A 16648-nucleotide genomic window follows, 5' to 3' on the forward strand; every position below is an offset into this window, starting at 1 on the left:
AGCACAGAGCCACTAGAAACCGATTTGAACTAATTAAGCTAATAAATACGATGCTGAAAATTACTTTGTTAGTAATTCACTAATCAACGTTTCATTAGCAGTACCGATGACCCCAGTTCCCCCTAAAACATACATTTTAGTCGTCTTGCCACACAGACTCCCTAGATAAGTTTTTGTATCGTCATTTAAGCCGTCTTTAGGTATTAAAAGCATTGGGCTCCCCGTTAAAGCAGCAAAAGCACCCCCGGATAAACCATCTGGGAAGTTTTCCCCCGTGACAATGACGATTGACGTGGGATCCTGATCAAAATGCTTAACAATTTGTAACATCGTATCATATTTTGTATTTCCAGCCAAGCGCAGCGGCCCGTAGCTCTCCAGAGCGCCACCTTTGCTGTCAAACGCAGTCGATATGGCAAATTTCCCACCGACGACGATCGTCTTAGTCACCGAGAAATCTTTCAGTATTCTTTGGGTGGAGTCAGGCAATGTGTTCTTTTCTGTGAGCAAGATAGGAATCCCCAGAGTAGCTGCCGGAGCAGACGCTGATAGGGCATCAGGAAAACTGGTACTGGAAGCAAGAATTACCTGAGTACTTGGACCCATCTTCCTTGCAATCTCTGCTGCAGTATCGGCGGCTGTGTCCCCGGAAATTCGCTCAAAGGGCAGATTTGCTGCTGTAAGCGCATTTGTGACTGTCTTTTTGATAGCGCCCTCTCCCCCAATGACATAAACCTTGCTCCCCGAGCCAAGGCGTTTCATTTCTTGCAAAACGGCAGTGTCGAGCTGATAAGGTGATGTCAAGAGCAAGGGCGCTTTAAGTTTCTTGGCTAGTGGGGCGGCTGCTAAGGCATCCTGAAAACGATCTACCCGAGCAAGGAGCACAACGGGGGAAGAGTTGTCGGCCCAACCCGCCTGGGAGATGTTGATCGCTGTGTCCTCTGCTCGTATCCCTGATAGACGTATGATACTCGGGACCACTGGTTGAGGTGTTGGCGTAGGAGTCGGAGTCGGAGTCGGAGTTGGTATTGGTGTCGGCACTGGATCGGGATTCGAGACGGCTCCATTAGTTTTTTGATATCCGATTTTAGCCCGTTCTGTGAGTGTAGCATCCAACATTGGCCCTTGTTGAACTATCAAATAGTCCTTTGCAGCATTCGCGTTTGAGGAGTCTGTGCCCAAAAGCGCTAATTTATCCGCTTCATCTAAAAGCTTGTTATAAACCCCAAGTAGGCCTTTTTTAGCCTTTTCCCCAAGGTCCCCATTCAAACTCTCGCCTTGAAGAATCGTAGAATAATCTTGAACAGCGCTCTTGAGAGAGGGTCCTGTTCCGTCAAGGGCCAACTTATCTGCTTCTGCTAAGAGCTTGCCCGAGGCACTCAGATAGCCAGTGTTAGCCCGTCCTGAGATGCTAGCATCCAAACTCGGCCCCTGCAGAACGGTCCAGTAGTATTTAGCCGCAGTTGCGTATGAAGAATCTTTACTCTCACATGCCAAAGTGTCCGCTTCAGCTAGGAGTTTACCATAGGAACTAAGGATTTTCTGCGAGAGAATCGTCTTATCAGTCACTAAAGGGCTACTATAAGCTGTTATATAAAATCCTAAGGCATAATACGAACCCCAACGTGCATAGTTGTACCAGTAATCTCCATTAGCGGCATCTGCGCTGGGACCTCCGCCGGAGGAAATCAGCGAACTTTCATTGATCACCAGATCCCCTAAATGAACCGAAGTCGGCGTACTCCAGCAACTAGCGAGACTGGGAGGATTTACAGGAGGTAAAAGGGATTTCGAAAGCTTTGTGGCTCCAGGTGCGAAGGTAATTGCGCTATTGTATTTCTGCCCCATAAGGCTAAAGACTGAATCTTGATAAGCGGATTTACCCGTAATGAAATTCGGGTTATTCCTGGAATCCCAGCTATTATAGCCCCACACGGCAAAATACCAGTTTTCCAAAACGTTGCGATCCCCGTTTCCAATCTTGGGGTAAGCTCGCCACTTTTGGTTAAGCATCTGGCAACCCACTTCGATATTATAATCTATATCGTTTTTTAGTCTCTCGATTGTCGCCGTGTCAGTGGAATTATAAGAGGAGATCTGCATTATCCCAATCCCTATACCGTCACGCCCGATTAGGGGCTTATCGGTTAAGGGGAGTCCTGTCGTCGCATCTAGTTCATATTGCTTCCACCCGCTCTCCATCCAGACAATGGCTTTTAGGAGTACCGGAGGTATGTTGTACTTATTGGCCATATCCTCTAGCTTTTTACTTATCTCTGTATAGTAAGCCTTTTGATCAAAGGCAGCCATAACTGGTCTAGCCGGGATTAGCTGCATTAAGATGAGTCCAATGATCAATACTGTGATGATTTTATTGTAGTAATGTGTCCTCATACTTCCTAACTCTTCCTTTCTGTACCCTAAGTCATAGACTATATCCATTCCTTATTCGACACGTTAGGAAAGAATCCTTCTCAAAAACTATTCATAGACCTCCACGAAACTACAAAAGCCCCTCTAAGTTAACCCTAAAGGGCTACCTAGAGAAGCTATTTTAGAACCATGACTTTACTGAAGTTACCCTAATCTTCCAGAGAAAATCAAGAAACCGAACATGACAAAATGCAAAGTAACTACGATGGCGAACAGATCCCACACCGGTCCCTTTCCCCAAAACTTCCAGGTTCTGTTCTTGCGATCCAGAAAGTCAAAGCCAATCATAAGCCCTGCATGATAGAGTCCATATAAGATGTAACGGAGTTGGGTTCCGTGCCATACTCCCATGACGCCAAAAAGCAGGAAATATCCCACGTAAGAAGCTGTATAGCGGTTTCGAAAGCGCTTTTTCTTGGCTGAATCGAGGACAAAGCGCATATAGATGTAATCCCGGAACCAAAACGATAGCGAGATATGCCAGCGATTCCAAAAATCCTTAATATTTTTCGAAATGAACGGTCTGTCAAAATTCTCGGGGGTTTTGATGCCTAAGAGATAGCTGACACCAATGGCAAAGGCACTATACCCTGCAAAGTCAAAGAAGAGATAAAGACTATAGGCGTACATGTATTGAAGCGTTGGCCGGAATCCAAAGGCATGATTCAGCGGGTCAAGCCCTATCTTGTTGATTAGATAGGCGAGAATAAATTTATACAGAAAGCCACGGAAAATGTAGTCCATTCCATGAGCGGCTAATTCTCCGTATTCCTGCCGTGTGAGGGATTTATCGAGATCCGTGACGAAACGTCGGTAGCGGTCGATCGGACCGGATGAAAGAGTAGGGAAAAAGAGAACAAAACTGATGAAATCCAATAAATGAACGTCTTTAATCAACCCATCGCGGATTTCTATAATGATCCCTACCGTACGGAAGGTTAAATACGAGATTCCTATAAAACCGATCACAGTTTGCCAAAACCCCAGAGCTATAACACTGGGGTTTAATTTCACACCCACCAGCGGCAAAATTGATAAGAAAATCATTAGATAAAAGACATCGGCTCGATTTTTTCCGAGAGGTCTCGTCCTATAGTGCAAATAAAAGCGTACTATGATCCATTGAAACAGGAGATAACCCGCAATCTGATAGAGCACGCTCAGTGGACGCGCGATGAAGAGAAGCATACCCAGCGTGGAAAGGAAGACCCATACGGCTCGAACTCTACCTGAAAATCCCAAGATTCCAAGTAAGACTGCAGGTACTAGCGGAATAAGTAAATATAAGAAGTAAGAGAAGTCCTCATAAGGCGTCATTATTGCCCTCCTAATAAAGCACGTCGATCCACCTTACCATTTGGAGTCATAGGCATTTTCCCCAGGAACTTAAACCGGCGCGGGATCATGTACTCCGGCAGGTGTTCGCGCAAATCCTCCCGCAGGGCAAGAACTGCCTGGAATTCATCCCCCACAGGCGTCATACCCACCGTGATAAAGGCCTGCAAATAGTCTACTTTACCCCGGCGCTCAATGGGTAAAACCACGGCATTATCGACCATCGGGATTCGTCTGAGATTTTCCTCAATTTCTCCTAATTCGATCCGGTAGCCATGGAGTTTAACTTGAAAATCCAACCTGCCTTGGTAGAAGAGGAGCCCGTCTTTAAGCAGCCCGGCATCCCCCGTCCGGTAAGCATTCCAAGTCACGCCTTGGTCTTGCCAGTTAAAAAAGGCCTTCGCTGTTTGCTCTAAATTGTTAAGGTAACCCACACTGACGTTGGGACCTGCGATTATCAGTTCCCCCACTTCTCCCTCTAACAACGCCTCAGGTCTTTGGGGCAAAATCCCTTTCCCAGAGGCAATCGCTGCAGTAAGTTGATCGGAATCACAGATCAGGACCATAGCATCTGGTTTAACCCGTCCCACCGGAAGTGGATTGAACGCCTTCAGAATGTCCGGGGTAATCGTTAGAGTGGTTACCGCCACCGTGGCCTCGGTCGGCCCGTAGAGATTCTCCACTTTGGCTCGTGGAAATCGTTGAGTAAGCTTAGTCGCACAATCATGAGTCAGGATTTCTCCACAGAAGAGAAACCGCTTGACCCTTGGCAGAAGGGTATCCTTAAAACTGGGATCCATCAGACACACTTCGGCAAACGAAGGGGTTGATACCCAGTGACTGATCCCAGAAGCATCCAAGGAGGCGAAGAGCTTTTTAGAGTTGGCAATTTGGTCCTTGTCCACACTCCAAAGTGTCCCCCCCGTGCTTAAGGACATATATAAATCCATTACCGAAAGGTCAAAGGAAAACGGGGCTTGATTGAGAAAAACCTCGTTACATTCCTCAGGTTCGTAGGTTGAGTTGACCCAATTGAGGAAACTTTCTAGGGCGCGCAAAGTAATTTGAACCCCTTTAGGCACGCCGGTACTGCCGGAGGTATAGATAATATAGTACACTTCATCAAGCTGCACATGCCAATTAGAAAGCGGAACCTCCAAACGATATCCATTAAGAATACTGTCCGGCCCACCTAGAGAAATCATTTCTTCGATAATAACCCCGGTGAAGGCAATCCCTTCAGGAACATGTTGCGGGGAAAGGATAACCCGTGCACCGGAAGCCTCAGTGATTTGCCGAAGACGCTCCGTCGGCACGGACGAATCCACAGGTATATAGGGATGGCCTGCTTTGATACAGGCAATAAATAACACCAGCATTTCATTTTCTTTATGTCCATATACGACGATCGGCGTTTGACGGACTATACTATGTCTTTGATTCATCTCGTGAAGCCAAAGCGCCGCAGAATTAGACTCACTTTCCAAGGCCGCATAGGTTAAAACGGTATCTGCATGTCGATGTGCCACTCGTTCTGGACATATTATGGCCCAATCATGGAGTTTTTCACTAAGCATAAAAACACATTCCCCATTTGCCTAAAAGTTATTGTAAATAAACGGAGCCGGGATATGCTGTTTCTGTACAAAATAGAGAATAAACAACCCCAGCAAGATAAGGTAGTAATAGGCAACTCGACTCAACCAAGTAAGGGTTGAACTCCATTTCTTAGGCCCCCTCGTGATAAAATCGGTCCAGTGCTTCATCGACATTCACCCATCCTTTCCACCCCAAGTGCATAGTATCCTGCAAGAAGTAGGAATCATATTCATGGTCTCCGAAATTTGCAACTTCAAAGCCCGTGTCCCTGACCAGCTTCTCGATTCGTTCATAATACGCTTTACGTTCCTCTATCGGAAACCCAGTATAGTCATACCAAAGTCCATTGACTGGCACAATAATGAACATCGGATGGGCTTTAGTCTCTTGGAGTAACTTCAATAAGAGTTCTAGATCTTGATATTCGGGAGACGGATAGAATCCCGCCTTTGCAGCTGAACCCCTGTTCTCGGCGAGCTTAGGTTTTACATTCGCTGCATAGTAGGCATCCAATATATTAAACCGATTATGGGCCATTGTTTTTCCCTGCCCGGCTGCTTTATTTTTCAGTTCTAGCCACGAAGAAAGCGGCGGCGCCGTTGTAGTAGCATTAATCGCAGAACCTCTCTCATCGATCAGCCGTGTATAGGCGATGGTCCTTAGCGCGTCTTGGACTTCAAGCGCCGCCATCTCAACCCTTCCCTTACCTGCTAATCTCACGCTCTGGAATGTCGAGGTCTGGCCTGCAAGTAAGCTTTGACTAAGAAGCGCATGTAAAGTAGGCTCCTCATCAAAGGCCCCGGGAAAAGCCAAGAGACGTTTTATCAATTGATTTTTAGTCTGTGCGGACAAAGATAAGTTAAAAAACATCCGGTAGGCGTGCAGCGGAGAAAAATTCTGTTTAAAGTACGCCAGGCCAATTCCTTCTGGAGTAAACCACTGCGCTGAAAGTATAATAGCAATTTTTTTATCTTTAAGGGACTGTCCCAGAGCAGCCATATTTAAAGCATGGATGATGTCCTGAGTCCCCCCTCTTCCCACAAGAAAAGGGGCAAACCCGGTGGGTTCTCCCTCAAAAAGACGTGACGGGTGAAATTCTGAGACGGATGAAAACTCCGAAGATCCATAAATCGGGAGAATATCCGGCGATTCCATGGCTTTTTCCTGCAAGATCGTGCCCTGATAAGTTACAGGAGTCTGTGAGCCGCCGATGGTTTGGGTAACGCCTGGTTTAAGCCAAAAATGGCCTACAACCAGTTGGGTCAGTGAGCTCATCCAAACTATAGTTAGCGCGAAAAGAATAATGGCAATAAGCATTGGCCCTAGACGACGTCGAATGATCATTAAGCCCTACGCTCTTCCAGGTACGCAATGATTTTATTGGCGGTGTCCCATTCCTCACGTTCCATTTCTGTTGGAGCCACTTCAATGTCGAGCTGCTCGTGAATAGCCACAAATAATTCAATGATTCCAAAGGAATCGAGCAATCCATTCTTGAACAATTCTAGATCCGGGTTCCGCTCTATTTCATCCGTACCACAAATATCGGTTAGAATATCAAGGATTTTCCCTCTTATCACGTTTTCTCCTCCTCTCTTGATGCAAGTTGGCGTGCATGTAAAGACGTTCTTGAGTTGCGTTTTAACTTGTTCACGGTCCGTCCCATTCTATTCGACAGAAAGGAAAATAGTTCCTGCCCAGATTTACGAAATAGCATAACCTAAAATTGGATATTTTACCCTCTTTGCTTTAATGTTTCATATTAATTGTACTAAGCAATGGCATGGGGGCCTGAATAATATTAAAAAGCCTCCCCAGTTACCCCATAAGGTAACCCGGGGAAGCTAGTTCGGCCAAGACACCAAAGACAAGAAATCCGTTGATTCTAACCCTCAACCTGAAATTCCTTCTCCCCAGGCATCTTCTCGATTCATGCGTTGGCTGCGCGAGAATAACTTAAGCGATAACATCATGCCCTTTTTCAGTAACAGGCTTGATCCTACCAAGACTGCGATATAGAGACAAAGAGAAAGCACTTTGTTTGGGAAAACATAGGGGAGGTTGAGCTTGTACATAAAAACGGCCTCAAGTAAATAAATCTCATAGGAAATTGAACCAATAAACCGCAGTAGCCGTGAATAAAGGCCACACCGCTCCAAAAGGATCATCAAGGATATCGTCGCTGCGGAGAAGGCGAAATTAGAGAGCATGTAAGGGCCTAACCCTAGGCCATTGTCTTTAAGGTTTATGATATAAAATCCCAAGCCTACAATTCCAAATAAGCCAAGCCCAAGGTTTACGGTTTTATCACTTAAACGTGGATAACGGACGAGGGCGAAGAGTGCTCCCAGCGGGAACATAATAGCGTGAAGGCCCCATTGCCAATAAACGAGTTCTGTGAAGTTTACCCTCGAATGATAGCGGAAAAGATAGGCTAACCCAAACAATAGCCCCACTCTCAGAATATTAGGGAGCTTAAGACTAAATATTACATAGTAAATTAGGTACCACATCAGGATAAAGGTGATATACCACATCGTCGCATCCATTGTGAGTTGAAAATCGAAGCCTATTAATGAAAGTACGATTGTCTTTATGGGATACATTTTGCCCTTGAAAAAATAATCAACCATAAACCAGAGCATGGTCACTAGAGAATACGGAAGCAACACGGCGCGCAAACGCCGCACGAGGAAGCCCTTATCTATTCCATTTTTTAAAAAGGATGTTGTCAATCCATAGCCCGAGAGGACTAAGAAAATGGCAACGCCCTGAGCTCCTAGGTAACCAAAGGCCAAGCTCGAGCAATTTATGAATTTTGTCACAAAAAGATGTCCTAAAACAACCAAAAGGATTGCAATTCCTTTTAATTGTTCCGTCGATTGTTTATTCATCTAGTACGCGCCTTTACCGGAGAATACGACAGAGAAAGTTTTCCATAGGATCACTAGATCTAACCAGAAATCCCAACGTCTGACGTATTCGACATCATAAGCCAGCGTTTCCCCCAAGGTTAACTCACTCCGTCCGTTCACCTGAGCTAATCCAGTAACTCCAGGCAAGACATTAAGACGAAGGCGTTGTTCCGGTGTGTAGTGTTTGGCAATATCCGGGACTTCAGGGCGAGGCCCTACAAGGCTCATATTCCCAAGAAGAATATTAAGGAGCTGTGGCAATTCGTCCAAACTGGTTTTACGCAAAAACTTCCCACTGCGTGTTATCCGAGGATCATCCTTCTCTTGGAAAACGAAGTTTTCTAGGTCCGTCACTTTTTTCAGTTTTGACTTCATTAAATCATCGGCATTCTGAATCATCGTGCGGAACTTATATATGGTATAGGGCTTGCCTCCGCGTCCCACACGTGTTTGTGTGAAAATGGCCGATCCCGAAGAATCCATGCGAATCCACAGGACAATGAAAAGCCACAGCGGAGATACGATCACAAGGAGAACAGCGGCAACTAAAAGATCAAGCAACCGTTTCGAAACAAGTTGCCACTGAGGATATTCAAGTTCTTTACTTTCTGAGAATACAGTAGATCTCTGACCCATCCGTTTATCTCCTTTCCGTCACTAAGCTTGCGTTCACCTCGTAAAAGAAGGGGGTCGTTCACAACAAATGTATGACTTGCGTAAGCAGTAGCCAAACTTCGTCTCAAACAACCCCCCCGTTCTTACTTGCGTGAACGCTCCACAATTCGCTTCACAGCTTCAATGACATCTTCAGTATCTTGCTTACTCATCTTCGGATAAAGCGGCAAGGATATAATACGTTCAAACGTCGTTTCCGCTTGTGGAAAGTCCCCTTTTTTGAAATCAAAGGTATCTCTATAGTAGGGGTGCATTGGTACGGGGATGAAGTGCACACTCGTTCCAATTTGTTCCTTCTTTAATTCTTCAATAAACTCCGTTCGGTCTATGGATAGTTTCTCCAGATTTAGTTTCAAGATATACAAGTGCCAGGCATGGCGAGCATATTCTTTTTCGACTGGAATTTCTAGCTCGGGCATTTTGCCAAACTCTTCGTTGAATCGTTCGGCTATTTCTTGACGGATCCCCTGCATGCGATCGAGCTTAGCAAGCTGAGTTATACCGAGAGATGCTTGGATATCAGACATATTATATTTAAACCCGGGATAAAGAATTTCATAGTACCATGAACCCGAGGCCGAATAGCGGTTCCAAGCGTTCCGACTCATACCGTGTGTACACATAATTCTTATTTTCTCAGCTAGGACATCATCGTTCGTAGTGACCATCCCACCTTCTCCGGTCGCCAAGTTTTTCGTGGCGTAGAAGGAAAATGCCGTTGCATTTGCGATCGAGCCGATTAATTTCCCTTTGTACTGAGTATAAACGGCATGGGCCGCATCCTCAAGGACAAAGAGGTTGTGTTCCCGGGCTATGTCCATAATCTCATCCATTTCACAAGGATGACCGGCCACATGCACTGGAATAATCGCCTTGGTACGGGGGGTTATCTTTTTACGAATTTCGTTTACATCAATGTTCATGGTAATAGGATCGATGTCTGCGAAGACCGGTGTTGCCCCAGTATGAATGATCACATTCGCTGAAGCCGCAAAGGTCATCGGTGTCGTGATCACTTCATCTCCTTCACCCAGTCCGGCAGCGACCAGTGAGAGGTGTAACCCTGCTGTACAAGAGTTCACAGCAATTGCATGTTTAGCTCCGACATACTCTGCAAACTTTGTTTCAAACAGATTGGTTTTAGGTCCTTTTGCAATCCAATTTGATTTAAGACTATCCACCACTTCGGCTATGTCGTCCTCTTCAATGAGAGGCAACCCGTAGGTTAAGAATTCTTTACGCATAAGATTATATACTCCTTTCAAACATTCAGATGCTACTACTCTTGCTTCGAAGCCTTCAATTATGAGAATGGAGCACTCGTTCATAGACAAGTTCCATTTGGGTTACATTTTTTTGCCAGTCATAGTGTTTAAGCACATGCGATCTTCCGCGTTGACCCATCGTATCCCTCAGGGTGGGATTTTCGATTAGACGCTCCATAACCTTGCCTAACTCGGAGATATTTTCGGAAGGGAAAAGAAAACCGGTTTCGCCCTCTACGATAACCTCCGTTAGTCCTCCAACTCTGCTGGCAATCACCGGTCGGGCACAGGCCGATCCTTCTACCGCAGTCACGCCAAAACTTTCTTCACGGGAAGGGACAACCACCACATCGACACTTCGATAGAAATCAGCGACGTTCGTATTGGGAAGTCGCCCCAACCACTCAACATATTCGTTAACACACAACTTTTTTGATAAATCCTCCAGTGTGTTTCGTTCTGGACCGTCCCCGGCGATCCGAAGAAGTGTCTGAGGAAAACGATCATGTACCAGGGCAAATGCCTTTATCAAAAGATCTAACCCATACACTTGATGAAGGCCTTTAGCTACTCCGAACACAACGGGAGCCTCTAGTCCACCGCTTTTCGGATAGGCGCACTCCCCAGGGCCATTTTCCCCTTGCGAGGGAGAAAAACGAGTCATATCTACTCCAAACGGAATGATTTCAACGGCTTGTTCGGTACCAATATAACGGTGCATTTCCTGTGCCATAATGTTGCTGCTCGAACACAATACGTCCGCATGACCCAGAATCCATTTTAACAGACTTTGATGTAAAAAAGAAATTCGGGGGAAAGAAAAAATGTCACTGCCCCAGGCGGAAATGACGAGCGGATGCCTACGAGCCAAGGCTCCGAGCAGTCCAAAGCTCGTCGCGTAGTGGGCATGGATCAAATCCGGTCGAATCTCTTTGATCTTTTTCCTTACCCATGCCTGACGTAATATCGCATCCGCCTTTCCTCCGGCCAAACGGGGAATCACATGAACCTTGACATGAGGAAATTCAGCGGGCAGAAAACTTAGGATATCTATCTCCCACCCTCGTTCTGACAGAGCAATGGCCCATTTCTCTGTGTGAGTGCTGGCTGCATTGGCTAATAAGCAAAGTTTAGCCATCCCAGTCCTCCCCCCATGGCTTCCACTGAATAGCTAGGCTCAATCCCCAAAAGGCCCAAACCATAGGGTCTTCAAAAAACCGACCTTCCCCCTGGGAACTGAGCCAAACTACGAACACACTAATCAACACTACTTGTGCAAAAGCGTTCATTTGATTCGTCACTCGCAAATTCATACCCGTTAAAAGAAGAAGAAAAGAAGCCATGCCGATAACCCCTAAAATCCCCATCTCAGCAGCCACCGTAACCAGGCTGGTATGTGATCGAGTGACTGCATCACTCCAAGGCACAAGATAATGGTACGGATTTTCCAAGGCCCACTGAAAGTTTCCCAACCCGACTCCCGTCAGTGGGTGTTCGATAAACATAGCCCAACCGCCCTTTAGCAGGTGTTGACGCTGTCCAAGCGCACCGATACCCGTGAAGAGTGTTTCAAATCGGGCACGAATACTAGGGATTATGATAAGAACAGCTAATCCCAACGTCCCAATCCCCAGCATACTCCAACGCGTTCTCCCGTGTTCTGCAGCTCCGATAGCCAATATAATGAGCCCTAAGAGTAAAATGATCCAGCCTGTTCGCGAAAAAGTAACCCCCAAGGCCACTACTTGGATAATAAGTGATAGGGCTATCCCTATCCTCAAATACCATTCACGCCTTAGGAGAAGGACTAACGTTCCTAGGATAGAGACGTCAAGATAACGGGCGAAAATATTGGGATCCATAAAGGTTGCATTCACCCTCCGTACTCCAAGGATATTGATGCCTCCTCCCCAGATCCATTGACCGCTCAGGTATTGTATCAGCCCTATAACCGCAGTAAGGGTGGCCATTACAAAGATCACCTTAAATATGCGTTCGAAAACTACCTTTCGGTCCGCGCCCAAAGCCATGCTAACTCCGACAGCGAAGAGAAGAACTAAGCGCATCCCTTCTACCATTGTTGTCCGTGGTTGCAGGGACGTTGTCAGTGAAACAAGGATTGCGATAAACAAAGGAATAACAGCCCAGATTAATGGGGCCCCCACCATTCGTCGAAACGTCTTTCTGATCCCTCCCTGGGCAAATTGCCATGCTCCCCAGGCAATTAAAATAACCATACCAATACGTAGAAAGGTCAAGGTAGTTTGCGTTTCCGAACCACTTTGATATGGGGGAAACAATACTTTGCTGATATCCCAAGGCACCAGGGCAAAAAACAGGGGAATAATCCAACCTCCCCACTTTTTCACACCCGTCACTTCCTCTCCAATTTGAAACTGCTTTTAATGGTGACTCGCTTCGAATGGACTATTTAAGTTCCTGAAGCCATCGGCTAACAATTTTATCCCAGGAATAATGTTCTTCGACATAACGCCGTCCATTTTCACCCATAGACCTTCCCTGGTCACTTAGTTCATAAAGGGAACGGATCGCTTGAGCCATCTCTTTCGGATTTTCTGGTTCAACCGTAAGTCCTGCTCCGGCCTTTTGGATTAGTTCTACAGCTTCCCCTTCTCCGCTATAGATCACTGGAACTGCACAGCCCATCGCAGGAAACATTTTTGACGGACGAGCCCCTTCAAAGAGCTTTAGCTTCTTTAGCGGAATGATACTCGCGGCAGCTAAGGATAAATAGCGCGGCATGTCTGTAACCGGTTGAAAGCCAAGGAATTGCACGTTCGTCAACTTCATCTCTGCAGCCATCGCCTCGAGTTTCGGTTTTTCAGTCCCGTCTCCTAGAAAGAGAAAATGATACTGTGGCTCGGAACCCAAAAGCTTTGCCGCCTCTAATAATGTTTCAAGTCCCTGGGCATAACCCATCGTGCCTGTATAGACCAACACAAATTTGCCCGAAAGCCCCAACTTTTCTTTCAAATCCTCATCTGGAGGTAGTAAGCGAAAAAGTTCAAGGTTGACCCCATTCGGTAAAAAGGAGATCTTCTTGGCCGGTATTCCCCGTTTTAACCAAGTATCCCGAATTCCTAACGTCACCGCAGAAAGTTTCCAGGAACGATTGTAGAGCCAAGTTTCTAAGGCTTCTGTCATACGAATCATTGTCTTATTGGTAACCAGGCCTAGTGCAACGGCAGATTCAGGCCAGAGGTCTGAGACATTAAACACAAGATGGGCCCGTTTGATCCAACTTCCAAGTACGGCGGTCATCCCCAAAAATAGTGGGGGTGATTCTACGAAAAGGACATCACAGGGGCCTGCCTTTAAAATTCCCCATAACGAAGAAAAGGTAAATGAAAAGTAATTTAACAGGCGTTTCCAAAAATGTCCCCGTTGCACGGGATAAACCCATGTCCGGTAGACAGGTAATCCTTCGACTTCATCCTTCATAGACCAGTATCCTCGATACTTCGGCGGAATAACCCCGGAGGGATGATTAGGAAATGCAGTGACGACGACAACCTCATGCCCCTGTCGCTGTAAGCCTTTCGCCAGTTCTTTGAGCCGCACCTGGGCAGCCCCTGTTTCCGGGGGGAAATATTGGGTCAAGATCAAAAACCGCATTATTTGCCCTCCTTTCCTTTTTAGTTAAGAGTCGGTTTCTTAGCACGTTCGCACACGTTCCATTGCTATTCTCTTGTCGCTAAGGCTAAAACGCAAAACCTCTGGGCTTCTGCACTCATTGGCGCAATTCCGCTAAAGTGCTCTCTAAGCAGAGAAACTTCCTCTGGCTTGGGTCGACGGGAGGTGGAACGACGTTATTGGAAAATATGGGGGGCAATTCATAATTGCCCCGCTTTCTTCGACTTGGTTCTTATTGTTTTAGTATGGTTAAAAATTGCTCTGCGGAATGACCATCTCCGAAGATATCTGGGTGACTTTCAGGCGGATTAAATGACTCTACTGCGTCTAGAATTTTCCCTTCATCTGCGCCGGTTAGGCGGTTCCAACCCACTTCAACCGTTTCGACCCACTCTGTTTCATCCCGCATCGTGATACAAGGTACGCCGGCAAAGTAGGCCTCTTTCTGAACCCCACCGGAATCGGTAACTAGCTTTAAGGCGTGCGCTTCAAGGGTAATCATGTCGAGATAACCGACGGGTTCGATAACCTTAACCTGCTCTAGAAGGGAATTAAGCCCCATCTGTTGTGCAATTTTTCGGGTTCGCGGATGTAGTGGTAGGACGACGGGTAGGGAAATTCGAGATACGGCTTTAAGAATTTGTGTCAATCGTGCTGGGTCATCGGTATTTTCTGCACGATGAATGGTACAGAGGATAAAGGATTTGGATGTTAATCCAAGTTTTCTCATAATATTGGATTTTTCCTTAGCCAGCTCGAGGTTATAAAGGAAGGCATCGAACATGACATCTCCGTTTTTATAGACTCCCTCCGTAATCCCCTCTGCTGTCAGGTTCTTGACAGCTGTTTCAGTGGGACAGAAAAGCCAACGGGAGAGATGGTCTGTTAGCACACGGTTAATCTCTTCCGGCATTCTGCGATTGAAACTTCGGAGTCCCGCTTCAATATGAATCACTGGGATATGTAGTTTCGATGCGGCCAAGGCCCCCGCCAATGTGGAGTTCGTGTCTCCATAGACCAAAAGAGCATCTGGAATTTCATTTATTAGTACTTCCTCAACCTGTTCTAGAATTGCCCCAGTTTGCGCGCCATGCCGTCCTGATCCGATTCCCAAATTAAAATCGGGTCGTGGAATATGCAATTCCTCAAAAAAAATATCGGACATGTTGGGATCATAGTGTTGCCCCGTATGGATCAGAATTTCCTGATGCTGAGTTCTTAATACCCGGGAGACCGCTGCAGCTTTTATAAATTGGGGTCTTGCCCCTATGACCGTTGCTATTTTCATAGTTATAAACTATCCTTTCCGATTTTCTCGTTAGTTAGACGAGAGACTGAGACAAGCATTGCCCAGAGTATCCAGAGTAAAGGTTCCTCATATAAACGTCCTTCCCCTTGTGCGCTGACGAAGATCGCAATAACCCCGGCCACTGTACTGGTACTTAAAAAGCGTAGGCGTTCATGGCTTACTAGGCGAGAAATATCCCACCCTCTTTGGATTGTCTTACCAAAAAGGAAATATAGCATGGTGAATCCGAGAAAACCCGTTTCTGCTAAAACGGTAAGTATCGCAGTATGGGACAAAGAGACATAAAAGGTGGAGTAGGGATTAAAGTAGGGATAGATTGTGGTAAATGAGAACCCAAACGCTCCCACTCCAACGCCGAACAGTGGATGATCCCTAACCATGGCTATTCCGGATCGCCACAAGTATTCTCGAATACCTCCTGAAGCACTTAACAAACCTGTGCGTAAGCTTTCAAAACGAGCCATGATGACAGGATTCAAAACGGCTGCGGCAATAATAGCAAGCACCATTAGAACCAGTGCGGAAAGCGTTAATTTACGGCGTGGGATTAAGACCACAAAGATAACTGTGGAAACTGCCAAAGCTAGAATTCCACCACGTGATCCTGTGATTCCCAAGCCCGCTCCTTGCAAGAGAATAGCTACGAGCGGTAAAAGGCGTTTCTTCCAGAAGGCACGCCGTTCAAGTTCTGCAACAGAAAATAAGAAGGTGACAACGAGAAAACGACCCAGAATATTGGGATCAGCGAATGTGGCGTTGGCGCGACGGTTAATAACGACAGCTGGCGTGGCACTGAAAAAGAAATGCCCCGTGAAATACTCTCCAATGGCAATCAAACCGAGAACACTTCCTACCCCAATCAGGGTATATCCCAAACGCTGCAAGTCCTTCTCATCTCGGATATAGGCTACAGCAAAATAGAACGTGATGAGCAAGGAAAACAACCGTACAGTTTCAGTTAATGAATGTTTGGGAGAAACGGAAAAAACTGTCGATAGTAGGTAAACGCCTAAAAGCAAGATAGGTAGCCAAAGTAGGGCGTCCTTCTTAACTCTTATCCACACCCGGATTTTATCCTTTGCAAGCTTTCGGCCCTGCCAGAGATCACTTAACCAACGAAGAGAAATCGCGAGCTGGGCGATGCGGAAGAAATCTAAAATGGAGACGTTGTACCCAGCAACCCGCTCAGACAAGCTATAAGCTGGAATAAACTCTTTCGAAACCTCCAGAGGTACAGTGACGACTAGGACAACTGGTAGCCATCTAGGATGTTTGACAGCGACCCAGACAAGTCCCCATAAATAGCCCAAGGTTATCAAGGTCGAGGGATAATAAATCCATCGAACAACCATATAAACCCATAATAGAGTGACAAGGACTTCGAGAATTACAAGCAAATGGTTTTCTCTGTCCTTGCAACTGCCTCCCTTTGCTCTCGTCTCTTTCATATCTGTTGTCTTCAT

The 16648-nt window shown here is 46.1% G+C and carries 13 protein-coding genes; all 13 read right to left on the reverse strand.

Annotated features, from left to right (window positions below; all coding sequences use genetic code 11):
- Nucleotides 1-60 precede the first annotated feature (60 nt).
- Nucleotides 61-2394, reverse strand: a complete 2334-nt coding sequence (locus tag E4K68_RS03070; protein ID WP_135377617.1) for a cell wall-binding repeat-containing protein — start codon at nt 2392-2394, stop codon at nt 61-63.
- 183 nt (nt 2395-2577) lie between these two features.
- Nucleotides 2578-3750: a D-alanyl-lipoteichoic acid biosynthesis protein DltB gene (gene dltB, locus E4K68_RS03075; RefSeq protein WP_135377287.1), complete on the reverse strand. Its 1173-nt coding sequence runs from the start codon at nt 3748-3750 to the stop codon at nt 2578-2580.
- A complete protein-coding gene (gene dltA, locus E4K68_RS03080; protein ID WP_135377288.1) occupies nt 3750-5345 on the reverse strand; it encodes a D-alanine--poly(phosphoribitol) ligase subunit DltA in 1596 nt (531 codons plus the stop codon). The genes dltB and dltA overlap by 1 nt, the downstream gene beginning before the upstream one ends.
- A gap of 151 nt (nt 5346-5496) precedes the next feature.
- Nucleotides 5497-6711, reverse strand: a complete 1215-nt coding sequence (gene dltD, locus E4K68_RS03085; RefSeq protein WP_135377289.1) for a D-alanyl-lipoteichoic acid biosynthesis protein DltD — start codon at nt 6709-6711, stop codon at nt 5497-5499.
- The gene (dltC, locus tag E4K68_RS03090; RefSeq protein ID WP_135377290.1) at nt 6711-6947 is read right to left on the reverse strand and encodes a D-alanine--poly(phosphoribitol) ligase subunit DltC; all 237 of its coding nucleotides are present in this window, start codon (nt 6945-6947) and stop codon (nt 6711-6713) included. The genes dltD and dltC overlap by 1 nt, the downstream gene beginning before the upstream one ends.
- A gap of 312 nt (nt 6948-7259) precedes the next feature.
- Nucleotides 7260-8261 (reverse strand): acyltransferase, encoded by a 1002-nt coding sequence (locus E4K68_RS03095; protein WP_135377291.1) that lies wholly within the window; start codon nt 8259-8261, stop codon nt 7260-7262.
- Nucleotides 8262-8918 (reverse strand): sugar transferase, encoded by a 657-nt coding sequence (locus E4K68_RS03100; protein WP_135377292.1) that lies wholly within the window; start codon nt 8916-8918, stop codon nt 8262-8264. It abuts the gene before it with no gap.
- Between the two features lie 122 nt (nt 8919-9040).
- Entirely contained in the window at nt 9041-10201 is a 1161-nt protein-coding gene (locus E4K68_RS03105) for a DegT/DnrJ/EryC1/StrS family aminotransferase (protein ID WP_135377293.1), read from the reverse strand.
- A 55-nt stretch (nt 10202-10256) separates the two neighbouring features.
- Complete coding sequence (locus E4K68_RS03110) at nt 10257-11360, reverse strand: glycosyltransferase (RefSeq protein ID WP_135377294.1); 1104 nt, start codon at nt 11358-11360, stop codon at nt 10257-10259.
- Nucleotides 11353-12591 (reverse strand): O-antigen ligase family protein, encoded by a 1239-nt coding sequence (locus E4K68_RS03115; protein WP_135377295.1) that lies wholly within the window; start codon nt 12589-12591, stop codon nt 11353-11355. The genes E4K68_RS03110 and E4K68_RS03115 overlap by 8 nt, the downstream gene beginning before the upstream one ends.
- Nucleotides 12592-12649: 58 nt before the next feature.
- Complete coding sequence (locus tag E4K68_RS03120) at nt 12650-13858, reverse strand: glycosyltransferase family 4 protein (protein ID WP_135377296.1); 1209 nt, start codon at nt 13856-13858, stop codon at nt 12650-12652.
- A 250-nt stretch (nt 13859-14108) separates the two neighbouring features.
- Nucleotides 14109-15164, reverse strand: a complete 1056-nt coding sequence (gene wecB, locus E4K68_RS03125) for a UDP-N-acetylglucosamine 2-epimerase (non-hydrolyzing) (RefSeq protein ID WP_135377297.1) — start codon at nt 15162-15164, stop codon at nt 14109-14111.
- Between the two features lie 2 nt (nt 15165-15166).
- Nucleotides 15167-16648 (reverse strand): O-antigen ligase family protein, encoded by a 1482-nt coding sequence (locus E4K68_RS03130; protein WP_243450245.1) that lies wholly within the window; start codon nt 16646-16648, stop codon nt 15167-15169.

It is taken from the genome of Desulfosporosinus sp. Sb-LF (assembly GCF_004766055.1).
In the GTDB taxonomy this organism is placed as follows: domain Bacteria; phylum Bacillota; class Desulfitobacteriia; order Desulfitobacteriales; family Desulfitobacteriaceae; genus Desulfosporosinus.